The organism is Streptacidiphilus jeojiensis, from assembly GCF_042510965.1.
Classification (GTDB): Bacteria; Actinomycetota; Actinomycetes; order Streptomycetales; family Streptomycetaceae; genus Streptacidiphilus; species Streptacidiphilus jeojiensis.
Window position 1 is genome coordinate 91211 of record NZ_JBEUKS010000010.1, and the last position, 19753, is coordinate 110963.

A 19753-nucleotide genomic window follows, 5' to 3' on the forward strand; every position below is an offset into this window, starting at 1 on the left:
TCCAGGACCCGAAGATGTCCTGCCGGGCGGTTACTCGGCCCCGGTGAGGGTGTCCAGCTCGCCGCTGCCGACGAGCTCCTTGAGCCAGGTCCGGAAGTCCGGGCCCAGGTCATCACGCTCGCACGCCAGGCGGACGATCGCGCGGAGGTAGTCGCCGCGGTCGCCCGTGTCGTAGCGGCGGCCCTTGAAGAGGACGCCGTGCACCGGGCCGCCCCGGCCCGGGGTGCGCTGGGCGAGCACCCGGAGCGCGTCGGTGAGCTGGATCTCGTCGTTCTTGCCGGGCGGGGTCTCCCGCAGTACGTCGAACACGGTGGGGTCGAGGACGTAGCGGCCGATCACCGCGTAGTTGCTGGGGGCCTCGCCCTCGGCGGGCTTCTCCACCAGGTCGGTGATCCGGACGATCTCGTCGTCGCCGCCGAGGGTGCCGTGCCACTCGGCCGGCTTCACCGCGGCGCAGCCGTAGAGGTGCGCCTGCTCGGGGGCGACCTCGATCAGCGCCACGACGCTGCCGCCGAGCTCGCGCTGGACGTCGATCATCTTGGCCAGCAGCGGGTCGCGCGGGTCGATGAGGTCGTCGCCGAGGAGCACCGCGAACGGCTGGTCGGCGACGTGCGGCTCGGCGCAGAGCACCGCGTGGCCGAGCCCCTTGGGGTCGCCCTGGCGGACGTAGTGCATGGTGGCGAGGTCGCTGGACTCCCGGACCCGGGCCAGCTTGGCCTCGTCGCCCTTGCGGACCAGCAGCTCCTCCAGCTCGTACGCGCGGTCGAAGTGGTCCTCCAGCGGACGCTTGTTGCGCCCGGTGATCATCAGCACGTCGGTCAGGCCGGCGGACGCGGCTTCCTCCACCACATACTGGATCGCAGGCTTGTCCACGACCGGCAGCATCTCCTTGGGAGTCGCCTTGGTCGCCGGAAGGAACCGGGTACCCAGACCCGCGGCAGGGATCACAGCCTTGGTGATCTGGCGCGCACGTGCTTTCGTCATACCGATGACTGTACTTGCCCACCGTCGCAGGTCAGGCCTGACCCCGGGCATTCACTGTCAGGTCACAGACAGGTCACATCCCTGTGCCAGCAGCCGGTAAACGGGCTGCGACACGGCAGTTGACGGCAGGGATTGATCGCCGGTCCGGCAGGTGTCCTGGTCGGAGCCGGGGTCGGCGGCCTCCGCCGGACCGCCGGTGGGAGCGTCCGACGGGGCCTGCACGGCCCCGGACACCGATTCGGACATCGGTTCGAACGTCGACTCCGGCGCGGTCGTGGACCCGGAACCGCCCGATGGTGGCGGCGCCGAAGCGTCGCCCGCGGCGCCGCGGGCCGCGGCCAGTGCCCGGTCGGCCGCGCGCAGCAGCAGCGCCGCATGCGCACCGTCCCTGGGCAGCACGGCGGTGCCGACCACCGCACCGAGCCCGTTGACCGGGGCCGCCCCCGGGCCGTCCGCCGGCACCGGGACGGACGGCAGCGCCAGCGGGTGCCTGCGGACCGTCCAGCGGAGCCGTTCGGCGACGTGCTCGGCCCCGGCGGCGTCCGTGTCCGGCAGCAGCACCAGGAACTCCTCCCCGCCGTAGCGGCCGAAGACGTCGGTCTCGCGGACCTCCATGGCCAGCCGCTGGGCCAGGTCGCGCAGCACCGCGCCGCCGCGCTGGTGGCCGTGCTCGCGGCGGATCTCGTCGAAGCCCTCGATCTCCAGCAGCAGCAGCGAGAGCCGGTCGGTGCCCTCCGGCTGCACCGGCCGGCGGGCGCAGCGGGCGATCTCCCGGTCCAGGGCCAGCTGCAGGTAGCGGTAGTTCCAGACCCCGGTGAGGGCGTCGGTGTAGGAGGTGCGCTCCAGTTCGGCCCGGCCCTGCTGGAGCCGCTGCAGCTCCTGCCGCAGGCTCAGCTCGCTCGCGGCGGCGCTGCCGCGGACCCGGCGCAGCCGTACCAGCGCCACGGCGGCGACGGCCGAGGCGGTCAGCAGCAGGGCGGCGAGGGCCGCGGACAGTACGGTCGGCAGGTCCATCGGCGTGCCCCTCCGTCGGCGCGTGCAGACTGGGCGTGCCCCGCCCGGCTCGCGCACGAAAGGCCCGCTCATCCCATGTTGAACGACAAGACCGCCCTGAGGTCACGCCTGCTGGCCGCCCGCGCCGCGATGTCACCCGAGCAGCGGCAGCAGGCGGGGCTGGCGCTGGGCCGCCGGGCGCTGGAGCTCCTGCCGGCCCGCCTGCCCGCGGTGGTGGCCGGCTATGTCTCGGTGGGGGCGGAGCCCGGCACGCTGGCGCTGCTGGACGAGCTGCGGGCGCGGGGCGTGCAGGTACTGCTGCCGCTGCTGCGCCCGGACAACGATCTGGACTGGGGTGCCTACCAGGGCGCGGAGAGCCTGGTAGGGGCGCGCCGCGGGCTGCGCGAACCGGCGGGTGCGCCGCTCGGCACCGAGGCGGTGTGCCGGGCGGACCTGGTGCTGATGCCGGGCCTGGCGGTGGACCGACGGGGCGTCAGACTGGGCCGCGGCGGCGGCAGCTACGACCGGGTGCTGGCCCGGCTGGCCGCGGCGGACTCGCGGGCGCCGCTGGTGACCCTGCTCTACGACGACGAGGTGCTGCCGGAGGTCCCGGCCGAGGCGCACGACCGCCCGGTGGACGCGGCGGTCACGCCCTCGAAGCTGTGGCACTTCGGGGCGTGACGCCGGCCTCAGGGGTTCGGGCAACTCTGACGGATCTCGGCTGCGGACCGTGGATGGCTGGGCGCGCAGTTCCCCGCGCCCCCGGCTGGCCGCCCGGCTACGGCGTCAGTGTCAGTTTGTCGACGGTCGCCGCCTGCACCGCGCTCTTGGCGAACGGCCAGGTCAGCAGCTGGCCCTCGGCCCAGAGCTGGGTCTGGTCGTTGTAGTGGGCGCTGTAGGCGTGGCCGGAGGCGCCGCCGACGTTGATCCAGCGTGAGGCGTCCAGGTCGGACAGGTCCACCACCATCCGCATCGAGGGCGCCCAGTCCACCTGGTAGCCCGCCGCGGCGTCCCACCCGGTGGCGTCCACCGCCGCGCTGCTGCCGTCCAGCTGGTACGGCCCGCGGTCGAGCAGCTTGTGCACCAGGCCGGAGAAGATCGAGGAGTTGTCCGTGCCGAGGGTCTGCTCCTTGAGGGTCAGCGTGTGGATCCGGCCCCAGCTCCAGGTGCTGATGTCCTTGCCCATCAGCGAGGTCAGCTGCTTGCGGGCGTCGACCATGGCCTTGAGCAGCATGTTGTCCAGGCCCTGGACCTGCGCGCCCTGGGCGTCGGTGTAGGTCCACCAGTCGCTGTTGGGCTGCTTCAGCAGCGCGGTGACCACGGTGGTCCACTGGTCGCCGCCGTCCGGCTGGGCCTGGTCCGGGCTGCGGGTGCCGCAGACCGAGACCCGCTTGGGCGCCGCGTTCACCCCGTCCACCGGCACCTGCGCGGTGCCGGCCGGCAGTTGCAGCACGCAGTCGGTGGTGGCCCGGACCTGCGCCGGGAACTGCTCGTCGAAGGCCAGGTGCAGCAGGTTGCTCCAGACCGCGTTGTAGTACGCGGCGGCCGCCGATCCGGCGTCCTGCTTGTAGTTCCAGTCCTTCAGCAGCTGCTGCGCGTCCTTGTAGTAGGGGTCGCTCAGCGGCACCTTGAGCAGGTAGGGCACCAGGGTCTGCGCCATCACGCTGGTGTCGTCGGTCTGCATGCTCTGCATGTCGTCCGGCGAGATCTTGCCGCCGTTCGCCAGCTTGGACTTGATCAGGTCGGTGATCTGCTGGGACCGGGTGCCGTAGCCCCAGTCGTCGGTCAGCTCGTACGGGTAGGAGGTGTCCACCACGGCCTGGTTGGCGGTGACGATGTACCCGGAGGCGGGGTTCTCCACGTACGGCAGCGCCGCCTGCGGGATGAAGCCCTTCCACTGGTACTGGTCGGTCCAGCCCGGCATCGGGTAGGTGCCGTCGTCGCCCTTGGCGCGGATCGGGATCTGGCCGGGGGCCTGGTAGCCGATGTTCCCGGCGGTGTCGGCGTAGATCAGGTTCTGCGCCGGCACGGCGAAGTCCCGCGCGGCTGCCTTGAACTGGGTGAAGTCGGTGGCCCGGTCCAGCTCGAAGACGGCGTCCATGGTGTTGCCGGGGTCCAGCGCGGTCCAGCGCAGCGCGATGGCGTAGCCGCCGTTGCGCGGTGGCGCGGTGCCGTCGACCGGGGCGTCCTGGCCGACCGACTGCTGCTCGGTGCTGTGGTCGGAGATGATCGGCATGCCGTCGGCGGTGCTGCGCACGGTGATGGTCTGGTCGGCGCCCCCGGCGACCTTGATCACCTCCTGGCGGGTGGTGAACTTCTTGTTCTTGCCGTCGTACAGGTAGGTGTCGTCCCCGGTGACCTGCTCCAGGTAGAGGTCCTGGACGTCGGCGCCGAGGTTGGTGAAGCCCCAGGAGATCGACTGGTTGTGGCCGATCACCACGCCCGGCATCCCGGCGAAGGTGAAGCCGGTGGTGTCGTACGGGCACGCCGCGTTGACGACGTTGCAGTGCAGGCCCATCTGGTACCAGATGGACGGCAGCCCCGGGCCCAGGTGCGGGTCGTTGGCCAGCAGCGGTTCGCCGGTGGTGGTGTGACTGCCGGAGACCACCCAGGAGTTGGAGCCGATGCCCTGGCCCGGGTCGCCGAGCAGCGCGGGAATGCTGTCCAGGTTGGCGGCGAGCTGGGTGGTCGCCGCCTGCGAGGCCTGCACCGCACTGGAGACGGCGCCGCTGCTGCCGGTGGTCGAGGAGGCCTGGGTCGTCGTGCCGGAACTGCTTCCGCCGCTGCCGGACGAGCCGCCCGACGAGCCCGAGGAGCCCGACGACCCGTCACCGGCCGCCGGGTGGTAGGTGGCCTTGGCGGTGCCGGCGTCGGTGACCGTTCCGGTCTTCAGGATGGTGCTGTTGGTGCTGTACGGGTAGGACGGGTACAGCTCCGCGATCTGCTCCTTGCTGAGCTTCTGCGAGAGCAGCGAGCGGTCGATCTCCTGCTGCATGTTGCCGCTGAGGTCCCAGGCCATCGCCTTCAGCCAGGACACCGAGTCCACCGGGGTCCACGGCGCCGGCTTGTAGCCGCTGTAGGCCGTGCCGAGCAGCGCGTACTCCAGCGAGGCGCCGGCCCCGCCGGGGTGTTCGGCGAGCCAGGCGTTGACGCCGTCCGCGTAGTCCTGGAGGTACTGCTTGGTGGTGGCGTCGAGCTTGGTGTCGTACTCCTGCTGTGCCACGTCGCGCCAGCCCATGGTGCGGATGAAGGCGTCGGTCTCCACCTGTCCCTTGCCGAACATCGAGGCCAGGGTGCCCGCGGTGATGTGCCGGTCGACGTCCATCTGCCAGAAGCGGTCCTGCGCCTGCACGTATCCCTGGGCCTTGAACAGGTCCGCCGGGGTGTTCGCGTAGATCTGCGGGATGCCCTTGCTGTCGCGGTCCACGCTGACCGGCGCCGAGAGCCCGGCGAGCCGCAGCGTGCCGGTGGTCTGCGGGAACGAGGACTTGACGGTCCTCACCCCCAGCCAGCCGCCGAGTCCTGCGCCGGCGACCAGCAGCAGGACGACAAGGATCACCAGCAGTCGGAGCCGGCGGAACTTCTTGGTGCGGGGCATCAGGGTCCTTGTGGGGCAGGGGCTCGTCCGCCGCCTGAGGGCGCGGTGCTGTGCGGCGGAGCCGACGCTAACACTTGAACCGAACGGCCCGATGACTGGTATCGGCCTCCGCATTCGCCCAGATTCTTCACCCTGGACAAGAGATCACCAAGGCAAGGTAAAATGTTAGACAGAGTAATTATCTGACTGCCCGTCTGACGCCTGCCGTTGTGAGGTGCCCCTGAGTGACAGTCCACCATCTCGACACCCTGCTCCTCGCCTTCTCCCTGGTCCTCCTCGTCGCCGTGGCCGCCGTGCGGCTCGCCTCCCGCAGCGGCCTGCCCAGCCTGCTGCTCTACCTCGGCATCGGCGTCGGGCTGGGCCAGGACGGACTGGGCGTCGGATACGACAACGCGTCACTCACCCAGGTGCTCGGCTACGCCGCGCTGGTGGTCATCCTCGCCGAGGGCGGCCTGAGCACCAACTGGACCAGCATCAGACCGGCGGCCCCGGCCGCCGCGGTGCTGGCGACCCTCGGCACCGGCGTCAGCGTCGGGGTCACCGCCCTGGGCGCGCACCTGCTGGTCGGCACCGACTGGCGGCTGTCGCTGCTGCTCGGCGCGGTGGTCTCGTCCACCGACGCCGCCGCGGTCTTCTCGGTGCTGCGCCGGGTCCCGCTGCCGTCCCGGCTCAGCGGGCTGCTGGAGGCCGAGTCCGGCTTCAACGACGCCCCGGTGGTCATCCTGGTCGTCGCCTTCGCCACCACCGGTCCCATCGACAGCTGGTACGTGCTGGTCGGCTCGATCGCCATGCAGCTGGCCATCGGCCTGGTCATCGGGCTCGCCGTGGGCCGGCTGGGCTCGCTGGCGCTGCGCCGGGTCGCGCTGCCCTCCTCCGGCCTCTACCCCATCGCGGTGACCGCGCTGGCCCTGCTCGCCTACGCGGGCGGCGCCCTGCTGCACGGCTCCGGCTTCCTCGCCGTCTACATCGCCACCCTGGTGCTGGGGAACTCCCGACTGCCGCACGGACCGGCCACCCGCGGCTTCGCCGAGGGGCTCGCCTGGATCGCCCAGATCAGCATGTTCGTCCTGCTCGGGCTGCTGGTGACGCCGCACACCATGGGCGACGCGATCGTCCCGGCGCTGGTCGTCGGCCTGGTGCTGGTGTTCCTGGCCCGGCCGCTGTCGGTGCTGCTGACGATGACCCCGTTCGGCATCACGCTGCGCGAGCAGACCCTGCTCTCCTGGGCCGGGCTGCGCGGGGCGGTGCCCATCGTGCTGGCCACCATCCCGGTGGTCGGACAGGTGCCGGGCGCGCACCAGCTCTTCAATATCGTGTTCCTGCTGGTCGTGGTGTTCACCCTGGTCCAGGGCCCGACGCTGCCCTGGGTGGCGCGACGGCTGCGGATCGGCGACCCGGGCCACGCGGACCGGCTCGACGTGGAGTCCGCGCCGGTGGAACGGCTGCGCGGACACCTGCTGTCGCTGACCCTGGCCCCCGGGTCGAGGATCGCCGGCGTGGAGGTCAGCGAGCTGCGGCTGCCCAAGGGCGCCGCGGTCACCCTGGTGGTCCGGGACGGCGCCAGCTTCGTCCCGGGACCCACCACCGTGCTGCGGGCCGGGGACGACCTGCTGGTGGTCACCACCGACCAGGTGCGGGACCGCGCCGAGCGCCGGCTGCGCGCCGTCGACCGGGGCGGCAAGCTCGCCGGCTGGCTCGAACAGCGGGACAGCTACTGACCGTCGCGGAGGCGTCACGGCTCGCATTGCCACAGCTCACAGTGGTCACGGTGGACTATCGCCGCGGAATACCGCATCATTGACCGTCGTTAGCACTCATCAGGCGAGAGTGCCAGCCAGGAGGAAAAGACAGTGCCGACGTACCAGTACCAGTGCACCGAGTGCGGCAACGGCCTCGAGGCGGTCCAGAAGTTCACGGACGACGCCCTGACCGTCTGCCCGACGTGCAACGGCAGGCTTCGCAAGATCTACTCCGCAGTCGGCGTGGTCTTCAAGGGCAGCGGCTTCTACCGCACCGACAGCCGCTCGTCCTCGAGCAGCACGGTGGGGGCGGCCAAGCCGGCCGCGGCCTCCTCGACGTCCTCGTCCGGCGACTCGTCGTCGAGCTCGGGCGGCAGCTCCAGCCCCGCGCCGTCCACCGGGAGCAGCACCGGTTCCAGCTCGGGAAGCAGCTCCCCGGCCGCCTGACCGCACCGAAATTCCTTATTTCCACCGCACGTTGGAAACAATAGTGATCCCAGCGTGACCTAAAGTCATCCCCCTGTGCGCCCGGCTCTGTCACCATCGGTATCCAGCCAAGGCTCACCCGGGGGGGTGTTCATGGGGTTACTCGGCGACGACCAGGCCTTTGCCCGTGCGCTCACCCGCCAGGAGTACGAAGCCTTCCTGGCGCTGGGCCCACGCCGAAGTCTCCCCGCCGACACCGGTCTCATGGTCGAGGGTGACCGCAGCACCCATGTGCTGCTGCTCCTCGACGGCTGGGCCACCGTCTCGGTGAGCACCGACCGCGGCGCCACCCGGCTGATCCTCGGGATCCGCGGCCCCGGCGAGTTACTCGGGGAGCTCGCAGCCCTCGACAACCGTCCTCGAAGCGCCACCGTACGAGCGCTCGGACCGGTCGAGGCAGTGGTGGTTCCGGGCGACAGCTTCCGTCGCTTCCTCGCGGTCAATCCCCGCATCGGCGCCCTGGTGATGCGCCAGCTGGCCTCCCGCCTGCGCAGCGCCGACAGCGAGCGCTCGGCGCTCGCCTCCATGACCGTGCTCCGCAGGCTCGCCGCCCGACTGGTCGAGCTGAGCACCGTGAACGGCACCGGCCCCTACACCCCGGCCGGCCCCTCCGACCGCCGGGGCCGAAAACCGCCGACCGCCGTCGTGCACCTGCCCCAGGACGAACTCGCCGCGACCGTGGGCGCGACCAGGGAAGCCGTGGCCAAGGCACTTCGCCTGCTCCGCGACCAGCAGGTGGTGCGCACCGGCAACCGCAGGGTGGAGATCCTCGAACCCGCCCTGCTGAAGCTGCTGGCGGACGGGGCGGACGGCGGCACCGGCGAACGCCGAGCGGCGGACCGGAACCTGTAAACGGTCACAGACACCGCGACCACAGCGACCAAGACTGGGATTCGAGCACAGAACACAGCAACAGCAGAAGCAGCACCGCCGGCACACCACCAGGGGGGATCGTGCTCGAAGCGACCAACGGCAGCAGCGGGAGCGAAGGCGTCTACGAACTGGTGGTGAGCGTGGACGCCCGCGGCTCGGGGCAGTACGACGACGCCGCCAAGACCCGGATGCGCAGGCAGCTCTACCGCGTGGTGCACGGGGCCTTCGAGTACGCCCGGATCACCGAGGGCGCGCTGCACCTTGAGGACCGGGGGGACGGGGTGCTCGCCGCCCTGGCCGGGATGCCGCCCAGCCGGATGCTGGGGCTGTGGGTGGTCGAGGTGAACGAACTGCTCAAGGAGGAGAACGCGGGGCAGGAGCGGCCGCTGGGGCTGCGGGTCGGCATGCACGTCGGGCCGGTCCGGCACGACGAGGAGGGGATCAGCGGGCAGGCGGTGGACCTGGCCTGCCGGCTGGCCGACTGCCGCACTGCGCGGCTGGCGCTGGAACAGGCCCGTGCCGACCTGGTCCTGGTCACCTCGGACCGGCTGCACGCCGAGGTGGTGCTGCCGGGCGGCCGCTACATCGACCCGGACCAGTACGTCCCGGCCCGGGTCCAGCTGAAGGAGGGGCCCGCGACCGCCTGGTTCATGCTGCCGGGGCGTCCCGCGCCGGTACTGGCGGACGAGACGGCCCAGCCGGAGGCTGCCGGGTCCGCGGGGGCTGCGGGCTTCGCGGAGGAGCAGGCAGGGGAGGCGGGGCGGGAGGGCCCGGACCCGCTGGCGCGGGTCCGGGTCGACAACGGCGACGTCTCGTTCAACTCGCACAACCGCTACGAGGGCCCGACCCACATCGGCCGCACCAACAACTTCGGTGGGGGCGACCGTGCCTGACGACCCGGACGGCGGTGCCGTCGAAGCGCAGCGGCCCCATCGGGGCGGGGAGCACGTCGAGGGTGCCGAGGGCGCCCGGGAGCAGGGCGAGGGCAGGGGCGCGGACCAGGGCGAGGGCCAGGGCCGGGACGAGGGCCGGGACGGGAAGGTCGAGCAGGCCGAGGCCGAACGCGAGGCCGACCGGTTCCGGGAGCTCGCCAGGAAGCCGCTGGGCGAGGGCCAGGACGGCGAGGCGGACGAGCAGGCCGCCGACATGGCCGCGGCGTCCCGGGCCCGCAGCTCCACCCGTGCCAGCTTCCGGGCCGGCGGCGACCTCAACAGCTTCGTCAGCTCGGTGTTCCACCGCGCCCAGATCGGCGATGTGTTCAACCTCAACCTGGGCGCCGGCCGGCCGAGCGCCGCGGCGCGCAGCGGGCCGGTGCCCGCGGAGGAGCTGCGGCGGCTGCGGCGGTACTACGAGGAGCCGCAGGGATACCTGACGCTGCGCCGGATGCTGCACGCCAACCGGCTGCTGCTGCTGGGAGCCGCACCGGGGACCGGCCGCACCAGTACCGCGCTGGCCCTGCTGGACGATCTGACGCCGCACCGGACGGCAGCCCCCGGCCCTCGACCCGACGCGTCGGGCGAGCCGGCGGGCGCCGCCGCCACGGACGACGCGGGCGGTGCGTCCGGGGGCCCGCTCCCGGACGGGGAGGGGAGCACCGCCCGCGTCCGCCGGGTGGAACCCGGCGCCGACCTGACCGCGCTGGACCGGACGGTGCTCGACGGCGATCACCGCGGAGTCGGCTTCCTCCTGGAACTGCCCGCTGGCCTGCCGTCCTCCGCCCTGCCGAACGAGGTGCACCTGGACGTGTTCGCGGCGGCCCTGGCCCGGCGCGACTGCTACGCGGTGCTGGTCGTCACCGTCGGCGCGGCGGTGGTGCCACTGCTGGGCGGGCGCTACGGGACGACCTGCCCGCCCCCGCCCGCAAGCGCACTGCTGGAGTCCCGGCTGCGGGAGCAGCTGCGGCAGCCCCCGGCGGTGCCCCCGACCGGAGCGGGTCCGCAGCCACACGTGGGGATGGCTGCGGGCCCGGCTCCAGAGGAACCCGTTCCGCCCGAACTGCTGCGCGAGGCAGCGGCATTGGCCGAGGACCCGGAGGTGCTGGCCGCGGTGGGCCTGGACGAGCTGCGCCCGGCCGAGGTGGGGCTGCTCGCCGGACTGCTCGCCGGTCACCTGCGCGGCAGCCTGACCCGTCGACAACTCCTGGACGAGTGCCGGACCCTGTCGTTGCGTCAGGCCCAGGAGTGGTTCGCCGGACTGGACCGGGACGCCACCGCCCCGGGCCGCGCAGCCGACTCCGCGCCGGGTCCGGACCGGCTCCCGCACCACCGCACCGCCGACGTGCTGCACCCGGCCGCCTTCCGGGTCGCCCTGGCCGTCCTCGGCGGCCTCACCTACAGCACCGTCTCCCTGGCTGCGCACACGCTGACCTGGGAGCTCTCCATGGAGACGGATCCGGAACGGACCCCCTCCCGGCCGCTGTTCTCCGACGACCCGGAGTCCGACCTGCTGCTGTCCCGCGCCGAGGTCCGGGAGGGGGTGACCGAGACCGCCGGCATCGAGGTGCCGGCCCGGCTGGTCGGCTACCGGGGCGGCGCCCTTCCCGGCGCCGTGCTGGCCGAGGTCTGGGACCGGCACCACGCCGCCAGGGCCCCGATCGTGCGCTGGCTGCGGCAGTTGGCCGACGATCCGCGGCCGCAGGTGTGGGTCCGCGCCGCGGTCGCGGTCGGGGAGCTGTGCGCCCGGGACTTCGACCACGGCCACGAGGAACTGCTGCGGCCGCTCGCCGGCGCCGCCTCCCTGCGCCGCAGGCTGTTCGCCGCGACCGCACTGGACCAGGCGGCCCGGCACGACCGCTACCGCGAGCCGGTCCGCGCCCTGATCGAGGACTGGTCCGGCACGGAGTCCGCGGCGCTGCGCTGGACCGCCGCCATGGGCCTCGGCTATCCGCGCGGCGCGCGGCGCACCTCGGCGGCCCTCGACCGGCTGGCCGGCATCGCGGTCCGGGGCGAGGGCGCGCAACTGCCGGTGGCCTCCTTCAATGTGATCAGGCTCGCGGTCGACGCCGACAGCAGCCTGGCCGTGCTGCGCCGGCTGCACGCCTGGACCAGCGACCGGCGCCCCTCCCACCAGGACCTCGGGCTGGTCGCCATCGTCCGGCTGGCGCTCACCGAGGTGGCGGAGGTCTGGGACGACGAGACCGCCGCCGACCTCGCCGACCGGCTGGACTGGCCGCTGCCGCTCGCGCTCGCCGACGCCCGGCCCGCCCTGGCCGAGCCGCTGGCCGACCTGATGTGGACCGCGCTGCACACGCCCCGGTCCAGGGACGCCGCCCTCGACGCGCTGGAGCACTGGTTCCGGGCCGCCTGGGCCGGCGACCGCCCCAAGGCGCTGCCCGGACTGACCGCGCTGCTCCCCGCGCTGGTCACCCGGGAGGGGGACCGCAGGCCGGTCCGCCAGGTCGTCGAACGCATGCTCCAGGACGAGGACGACCCGATCAGCAGGGCCCGGGCCAGTGAACTGTGGCGGCTCGCCCGCCCGGCCGCCGGACCCGCCACTGCCACCACCACAGCCACAGCCACCACAGCCACCGAGGAACCCGCTCCGCCGCGGAGCGGGCCGCCGCGCCTGCGGGTCCACGCCGACCACCCAGGAGGAAGACGCCCATGACCGACAGCACCGACGCCGCACCGCCCCTCGGCCCGTTCCTCCGTGACTACCCGGCCGAACGGGGCTTTCGGCATGCCGGCGCCCGGACCGTCTCCGTCGTGCTGCACGGCAACGGGAGCTACACCGTGAAGAGCGCGCACGGGTCCGAGACGCACGGGCGGCGGCCGCTGCTGGGCAAGAGCGACACCGTCTGCGAGATCGCCCTGGGCAAGTTCCAGTCCACGCTGGAGCTGCCGCTCCCCGCCGCCGGCGGCGCCACCTTCTTCGACGCCGTGGTGGACATCCACTGGCGCGTGGACGACCCCTACCTGGTGGCGAAGGCCGTGGTCAGGGACGTGGTGCTGGAACTGGAGGCGCCGATCCTGGAGCGGCTGCGGGAGATCACCCAGAACTACCCGGTGCAGGCGGCCAAGAGGGCCAACGACGCGGTCACCGCCGAGTGCGCCAGCGGACGCTGGAACGACCTGGGCGACTCCATCGGCCTGTGGACCCGGCTGTACGTCCGGCTGAACGTGGACCAGCAGGCGGTGGAGTCGGCCGCGCTGCTGCGGGCCGCCCAGGAGGAGCACCTGCACAAGTCGGAGCAGGAGCGGCTGGAGGCGGAGCGGCTGGGGCTCCGGATGCAGCGCTTCCGGGGGATGCTGGAGGGCGGCCAACTGGACCAGCTCAGCTATGTGCTGGCGGACAGCCCCGGCGAGGCCGCCGAGTTCCTGGAGAAGCTGCGGCTGGAGAGCCGCGAGGACCACCTCAGGCTGCAGGGCCATGTACTGGACATGATCGACAGCGGCCGGCTGCACTCGGCCGACCTCGAACAGCAGATGCGCAGCACGCTGGCGGCCCACTCGCCGTACTCGATCGACGGACCGCTCGGCCCGCACACGGTGCGCCGCGACAACCGGCCGCAGCCGGCGCTGGAGCAGGGCCGCGGGACGGACCCGGAGCCGGTGGACACCCCCTGGTGGGTGGAGTCCGACAGCCCGTCAGGCAGCCAGTCCGGGGGCCCGTCCGGCGGCCGTGAGTCACAGGCCGTGGACGACCCGGAGGACGGCTGGTCCTGGGCCGACGGGGGAACGTCATGACGGCCGGACCGGCCGTGGAGCCGGCCGACCGCTTCGTCGCCGAACGGCTGCTGGCGACGGTCAGGGAGGACGTCGGCCGCGCCGACACCAAGGCGTCCATCCTGCTCTCCGGCGCGGTGGCGGCGCCCGCGCTGCTGATCGGCGGCCGCTGGCCGGCGGCCGGCGGCGGGACCGCGGCGACGGCGCTGCTCTCCGCCGGCGCGCTGCTCTGGCTCCTCGGCGCGGCCGCGCTGGTCCGGACGATCCTGCCGCGCACCGGAACCGGACGGGCCGTCGGCGATCTGACCTACTTCGGCGACCTGCTGGCCGCCGAGAACCCGGACCTGCTGGTGGCGCGGGTCGCCTCGGCCGGCCGTGACCCGGTCCGCTGGCTGCTGGTGCAGTCGGTGGACGTGAGCACCATCCTCGCGGCCAAGTACCGCTGGATCCGGCGGGGGGTGGCCTGCATGGTGCCGGGAGCGCTGCTGGCCGTCGCCGGGCTGCTGCTGCGCCGATAGCTGTGAATTTCATAACGGATCGTCAAACAACTTATACAGAACCATATCTGACGCTATAACAGCAATTGTCGCACATTTTTTGGGGGGACCAAGGATGACGCGCTACCGGGTCGCGGCCGTGCTCACCGCGTTGCTGCTGGGGACAGTCCCGCTGTCGGCCCAGGCCCAGGGCCGGCCGCTGGCCGCCGGCGCGAGCCCGGCCGCCACTGCCACTGCCGGCACCGCCACTGCCACCACCGCCGACCAGACCATCGGACCCATCAACTACTCGATCGCCGTGGACGAGTCCGGCAGCATCTCGGCGGCCGACATGGCCGCCGAACGTGACGCCGCGACCCGGATCGCCCTCGGCGACATCTCGTCCACCTCGCAGGTGAGCGTGTTCGGCTTCGCCAGCGCCGACAACGCCTCCGAGCGCCCGGTCGACACGGACTGCACGCCGACCCAGCTGGACGCCGCCGGACGGGACCGGATCGGATCCTGCAGCGCCAAGCTGCAGAGCCGCAGCGCCGCGCAGGGCCAGGGCACCGACTTCCCCAACGCCATCCGCCAGGGGATCTCCTACCTGACCCAGGGCACCGACCCGAGCACCCCACGGGTGCTGTTCGTGCTCACCGACGGGAAGCTGGACGTCTCCACCAGCCCGGAGTACGGGGACACCGCCGCGCACCGGCAGGCCGCCGGACAGCAGCAGCTCGTCCAGGTGCTGGCGCAGGCCGCCGCCGACCACATCCAGGTCTGGTCGCTGGGCTTCGGCCCCGCGCAGGACCTGGACCGGGCCACGCTGACGCAGATGGCCGCCGGCGGCTACCAGAACGGCTGCGTGGACCTCCCGGACGCCAGGCCCAGGGCCACCGAGGTGTCCGACTCCACCGCGGTCGGCTCCGCCCTGGAGACCGCCTTCGCCGCCGCGCACTGCCTGCGCCGCGGTTCGGACGTGCACGGCTATCCCCCGACCGACCTGACGGTGCAGATCTCCGCGCTGGCCACCACCGGCAGCATCGTGGTCTCCAAGGGCGACCCGGCGGTGACGGTCAGCTACTTCGACCCGGACGGGAACCAGATCCACCCGGGCACCGACGCCAACGGCTCCAGTTACGAGCTGGCCGGCAGCGGCCAGCTGGTCGAGTCGCTGCGGATCACCGACCCGATGCCGGGTCCCTGGCGGATCCACCTGGACGCGCCGTCCGGGCACCGGGGCAAGCTGGCCACCGCGGGTGTGCTCTGGCGCGGTGAGCTGCGCGGCTCGGTCACCCTCGACCCGCCCTCGCCGCTGCCGGGCCAGCGGGCGGTGGCCACGCTGCGGCTGGAGACCCGGCTCGGCTACAGCATCACCGACCCCGGGGACTACGCCGGGCTGCAGGTGTCGGCCGAGCTGACCGGCGACGGCTTCACCCCGGTCCCGGTCCCGCTCGCCGACAACGGCGCGGTGCCCGACGCCAAGGCCGGCGACGCCTCCTTCTCCGGCTATGTGACGATCCCCCGGAGTGCTTCCGGGGCACTGAAGATGACCGGGACACTGACCGCCGTCGGGCTCACCGCGGAGAGCGGCATCACCGCCCCCGGCTGGATCGGGGCGCCCACCGCACTGGTGAGCGCGGACCTGACGATCGCCGGCGGGGCGCACCACCCCGGGGACCGGATCAACGGCAGCCTGGCCGTCCACAACGGCGACTCCAGCGCGCACACCCTGCTGCTCAGCGTGCCCGACGTGGACGGCGGTCTGCTCACCTTCGGGCCGGACCGGCTGGTGCTCGCCCCGGGCGCGACCGGCACCCGCACGGTCACCCTGGTGGTCGGCCCGCGCGGCGCCTTCGGCAACCGGCTGGGCGGCTCCCCGCTGGCCCTCGGCGCCACCCCGACGGTCATCGACAGCAGCGACCACGGCCGGGTACTGGCCAGTCCCACCGTCTCGCTGACGCTCACCCCGCGCCCAGGCCTCTGGCAGCAGCTGTGGTGGGCCTTCGTCGGCGCGGCCGTGCTGGTGCTGCTGGCCGGCGCGCTGCTGGTGGCGCAGCAGCGCTACCGCAGGCGGCGGATCGCCGCTGACGGCCTGAGGATCACCCTGATCAGCGGCGAGGGAAAGGAGTTGGGCACCTACACGGCCCGCTCCGGCCCCAAGGGCTGGTTCGAGTTCGACATCGAGGAGCCCACCCGGCCCTTCCCGCGGATCCGGGCCAGGGCCGGCGGGGCCTACGCGGTGCGCGGCAGCGTGGACGGCGCCGGCGTCCTGCGGATCGGGAACAACGTCCGGATCAAGCTGTCCGTCGGGGTGCCGGAGCCGCTGGAGCACGGGCTCAGCCTGCGACTGGGCGAGCCGTCCGGTTCGGTGCCCGAGCCGGACGGGAGCGAGCCGAACAGCTATCTGTGACCCGGTGTTCGCGACCCGGCAGCCAGACCCGCACAACGAAGCAGACGACCCGGCCGCAACCCGCGGCCGGTTGGGGGGACGGAACAGATGAAGATCTTTCAGCCGATGCTCTTCGTCGGCCTGGGCGGCACCGGCGGCCTGATCGGCGCCGAGCTCGAACGTCGGATCAGGGCCGACCTGTGCGGTCCCGACGGCAACCTGATCACCCACATCACCGGGCAGCCGCACCAGTTGCCGGACTGCCTGCAGTTCGTCTACGCGGACTTCAGCGACTCCGACCTGGAGCGGCTGCCGCACCGCACCGTGGACCCCAGGCTGCGGCCCGCGTACAACCGCACCTCGCGCTCCACGTACCACCTGCTCCCCCAGTACGACAGCTCGCCCGAGGTGACCCAGATGCTGCGGGCCGCCATGCGTGAGGAGACCCGCGGCTGGCTGCCGCCGCACGACAACGAGCCCCGGGTCACCCCGCTGCGCAACGGCGCCGGCCAACTGCCCACCGTGGGAAGGGCCGCGCTGTTCGGCACGCTGCGGCACAGCCTGGCCCCGGTACTGGAGCCGCTGACCCAGGCCATCGACATGATCGCCGGTTCCAACGGGCAGCTGGACCAGCTCGGCGGCGGCGGGATCAACGGCTACGACGTGTTCGTGGCCTTCTCGGTGGCCGGGGGAACCGGCGCCGGGATCTTCCTCGACTACCTCTACCTGATCAACCAGGCGTTCCAGGAGAAGGGGCTGCACGGCGTCAAGATCTACCCGCTGGTGGTGATGCCGTCGACGTTCCCGGCCGCTGCCGGCGGCGGACGGGAGGCCGAACTGAACTCGGCCCGCGCCCTGGTGGACCTGTTCCGGGTGGTCGACGAGCAGAACGCGCCCAGGGCCGGCCATGACATCGGCGAGACCGGCCAGGACCGGGCGCTGCGGATCACCTACCCCAACAACCCGCAGCCGATGCGGCTGCGCACCGGCATCCTGCCGACCGCCTTCCTGTTCAGCGGCACGGCCGGGATCCGCCAGGACGACCTGCGCCGCTCGATCGTCTCGCTGATCCTCTCGCTGATCGGGACCGAGCTGGGCGACGGCAGGCCCGGCGTCGCCGCCCGGGCCGACGACGACTACCAGACCTTCGCCGCCAGCTTCATCAACCGCGGCCTGCACCGGGCCGCGCCCGCGGACTCGGGCATCGGGCGGCAGGGCGTCTCCACCGCCCTGGTGGCCTCGATGACCGCCCCGCTGGACGACCTGGCCGAACTGATCGCGGGACGCCTGCTGCGCTCCGCGGTCAACCAGCTCGGCGATCCCAACCGCCGTCCCGGCAGCCAGGACCCGGTCGCCCTGATCAAGCGGATGTTCGCCGACTCCGGGCTGGAGGAGCTCTGGGAGCGCAAGCAGCTGGACGTGGGCGAGGTGGACCCGCTGCCCAAGGGCGGTCCGGCCATCGAACGCGCGCTCAGCATGCGGCTGCGCGACATGCAGGTGCTGCTCGACGACCTGCGTCCGCGGTCCGCCGACGCCGCCGCCCGGATGGCCGACCGGTTCCTCGCCGGCGCCGGCGAGGCCGCCGACAAGCTGCTGCAGACCGTGGACCCGTTCCTGCTTGAGCAGGTCGTCAAGGGACTGCCCGGCGCCGCCGACCCCATCGCCCAGCTGGGCTTCCTGGGCATGCTCGACGGCCGCTCCCGGGTGCCGGTGCGTTCCGCGGCGGTCAAGGACCAGCCGCCGCGGATCCCGCGGATCAAGGGCCGGGTCCCCGGCATCAAGGCGCGCTGGGGCGACGAGGACGTGCAGGCCGCACTGCGCGCCCAGGACGCCTGGTACTCCTGGCGCAGCAAGGCCGTCTGGCACGAGGCCTGGCGGGACCAGCAGCGGCGCTGGCAGCCGGCGGCCGAGGGGCTGGCCGCCGATCTGAACCGGCTGCTCAACGCCTTCCGCCAGCAGGCCGAGCAGGAGCCCAGGAGCTCCGAGGTACGCGCCTCCGAGCTCTACGAGGACCGCAGGGGGATCTCCTACCTGCTGCCGCCGCAGGGCGAGATCAACCACTTCTACGAGGACCTGCGGGCCAGGCTGGCGGTCCGTGAGGGGCTGCTGAAGTCGGACCGGGAGGCGGCCCTGGCGCTGCGCCTGATCGACGGCAACGCCTGGAGCGCCGCCTTCAGGGACAGCCGCCGTGCCCCCGCCAAGGCCGTGGCGGACATCAAGTCCCTGCTGGTGGGCCGGATCACCCGGCTGTTCGCCGAAGCCGGCGACCAGGTGGAGGAGACCCCGCTGCTGCCGTCCATGGGCACCCTGCTCTCCGCCGCCGCCGGGAACGCCGAGGCGGCCGCCCAGGTCAGCCAGGAGGCCCAGAACAAGTTCCGCACCAAGCTGGCCGGGCTGCTCCCGGCCGGGTTCACCCCGGACGGCACCGGCCGGCTGAAAGCCCTGGTGGTCTACCCCAGGGTGGCCAACTCGGACGACGTCGAGGACTACCTGGCCCGGGCGCTGCGGCTGCCCAACGACACCAGGCTGACGGTGGAGTACCGCGGGGTCGACACCAACGCCATCACCGTGGTCCAGTTCCGCAGCGAGATGAGCCTGACCCAGGTGCCGGAGGCCCGCAAGGTGCTGCGGCAGTGGGCCCAGGCCAAGGACGACGAGCAGGCCGAGGACGTGCTGCGCTGGCGCCAGCGGCTCGGCCACCGGGACGACTGGCTGGTCAGCGGCGAGGAGGACCGCAGGACGATCCTGCACCGGCTGCTGTGCTGCCTGTGGAACGGCCAGGTGGAGGTGCTGGCCGGCAAGCCCGACTCGCCGCGCCAGGTCAAGCTGCGGCTCTACCCGGAGCGGGGCTCGGACCAGCCCGGCGTGCGGCTGCGGCTGCCCGAGTTCGACGACGACGTCTCCTCCTGGGCCGAGCTGCTGCGCACCTACGAGCGCTGGACCGTGATGGACGACGAGCGGATCGTCGAGGAGTACTGCCGCAGGCTGATGCGGGCCCAGCCGGTCGGTCTGAACCGCTCCGGCAGCGAACCCGACCCGCTGTTCGTGCAGCTGGTGGAGGAGGTGGCGCCGCGTCAGCTCGCGCTGCTGCGCGAGCGGGCCGAACGCGGCGGGGCCCGGGCCGAGGGCTGGGTCAGGCCGCTCTGGCAGTTCTGGGCCAGGACCCTGCCGGCCGCCCTGGACCTGGAGTTCGCCGACCAGCGCGCGGTCCAGCCGAACCTGCGCAGCCTGCTGGCGGCGATCCGCTCCGGCGACCTGGACCCGCACCGCGCCGAGCCCGCGGCGGGACCCGGCCGGCGCCGGGCCCCGCGGGTGGACGTCGAGGACGAGTGGAGCACCGACGGACCGCTCGACGACCGCGGCCGCCCGGACCGGGCCGGCGCCGACGACGACGCCTCGGACTACCGGACCGCCGGCCCCTCCGGAGCTCCCGGGGCGGGGTACGACCCGTACCGCAAGGGTCCGCAGCCGGAACCGGAGGACCATGGCGCCGGCTTCGACGACGGCCCCGACCTGTTCGACGACTTCGACGACGAGCTGTGAGGGGA

The 19753-nt window shown here is 72.9% G+C and carries 13 protein-coding genes; 10 read left to right on the forward strand and 3 right to left on the reverse strand.

Annotated features, from left to right (window positions below):
• Positions 1-30: 30 nt before the first annotated feature.
• A complete protein-coding gene (locus ABUW04_RS26245; protein ID WP_030249644.1) occupies positions 31-984 on the reverse strand; it encodes a UTP--glucose-1-phosphate uridylyltransferase in 954 nt (317 codons plus the stop codon).
• A gap of 57 nt (positions 985-1041) precedes the next feature.
• Positions 1042-1998 carry a GGDEF domain-containing protein gene (locus ABUW04_RS26250; RefSeq protein WP_380566813.1) on the reverse strand — a complete coding sequence of 319 codons (957 nt, stop codon included), beginning with the start codon at positions 1996-1998 and terminating at the stop codon, positions 1042-1044.
• 75 nt (positions 1999-2073) lie between these two features.
• On the opposite strand from ABUW04_RS26250, the gene ABUW04_RS26255 reads away from it, so the two are divergent.
• Positions 2074-2658, forward strand: a complete 585-nt coding sequence (locus tag ABUW04_RS26255; RefSeq protein ID WP_380566814.1) for a 5-formyltetrahydrofolate cyclo-ligase — start codon at positions 2074-2076, stop codon at positions 2656-2658.
• Between the two features lie 97 nt (positions 2659-2755).
• On the opposite strand, the gene ABUW04_RS26260 is transcribed toward ABUW04_RS26255, so the two are convergent.
• A complete protein-coding gene (locus tag ABUW04_RS26260; RefSeq protein ID WP_380566815.1) occupies positions 2756-5575 on the reverse strand; it encodes a penicillin acylase family protein in 2820 nt (939 codons plus the stop codon).
• 224 nt (positions 5576-5799) lie between these two features.
• Between ABUW04_RS26260 and ABUW04_RS26265 the strand changes: the two genes are divergently transcribed.
• The 9 genes from ABUW04_RS26265 (at position 5800) to ABUW04_RS26305 (ending at position 19748) form a co-directional block, all read left to right on the forward strand.
• A complete protein-coding gene (locus ABUW04_RS26265; RefSeq protein ID WP_030249635.1) occupies positions 5800-7293 on the forward strand; it encodes a potassium/proton antiporter in 1494 nt (497 codons plus the stop codon).
• A 132-nt stretch (positions 7294-7425) separates the two neighbouring features.
• Positions 7426-7761, forward strand: a complete 336-nt coding sequence (locus ABUW04_RS26270; protein ID WP_380566816.1) for an FmdB family zinc ribbon protein — start codon at positions 7426-7428, stop codon at positions 7759-7761.
• A gap of 132 nt (positions 7762-7893) precedes the next feature.
• On the forward strand, positions 7894-8652 hold the full coding sequence (locus tag ABUW04_RS26275; protein WP_030249629.1) for a Crp/Fnr family transcriptional regulator: 759 nt from the start codon (positions 7894-7896) through the stop codon (positions 8650-8652).
• 101 nt (positions 8653-8753) lie between these two features.
• The gene (locus tag ABUW04_RS26280) at positions 8754-9566 is read left to right on the forward strand and encodes a hypothetical protein (protein WP_380566817.1); all 813 of its coding nucleotides are present in this window, start codon (positions 8754-8756) and stop codon (positions 9564-9566) included.
• Complete coding sequence (locus ABUW04_RS26285) at positions 9559-12279, forward strand: hypothetical protein (RefSeq protein WP_380566818.1); 2721 nt, start codon at positions 9559-9561, stop codon at positions 12277-12279. The genes ABUW04_RS26280 and ABUW04_RS26285 overlap by 8 nt, the downstream gene beginning before the upstream one ends.
• Positions 12276-13358 carry a hypothetical protein gene (locus ABUW04_RS26290; RefSeq protein WP_037594297.1) on the forward strand — a complete coding sequence of 361 codons (1083 nt, stop codon included), beginning with the start codon at positions 12276-12278 and terminating at the stop codon, positions 13356-13358. Before ABUW04_RS26285 ends, ABUW04_RS26290 begins: the two co-directional genes overlap by 4 nt.
• Positions 13355-13855 (forward strand): Pycsar system effector family protein, encoded by a 501-nt coding sequence (locus ABUW04_RS26295; protein ID WP_380566819.1) that lies wholly within the window; start codon positions 13355-13357, stop codon positions 13853-13855. The genes ABUW04_RS26290 and ABUW04_RS26295 overlap by 4 nt, the downstream gene beginning before the upstream one ends.
• 94 nt (positions 13856-13949) lie before the next feature.
• On the forward strand, positions 13950-16226 hold the full coding sequence (locus tag ABUW04_RS26300) for a vWA domain-containing protein (protein WP_380566820.1): 2277 nt from the start codon (positions 13950-13952) through the stop codon (positions 16224-16226).
• A gap of 87 nt (positions 16227-16313) precedes the next feature.
• The gene (locus tag ABUW04_RS26305; RefSeq protein ID WP_380566821.1) at positions 16314-19748 is read left to right on the forward strand and encodes a tubulin-like doman-containing protein; all 3435 of its coding nucleotides are present in this window, start codon (positions 16314-16316) and stop codon (positions 19746-19748) included.
• Positions 19749-19753: the final 5 nt, after the last annotated feature.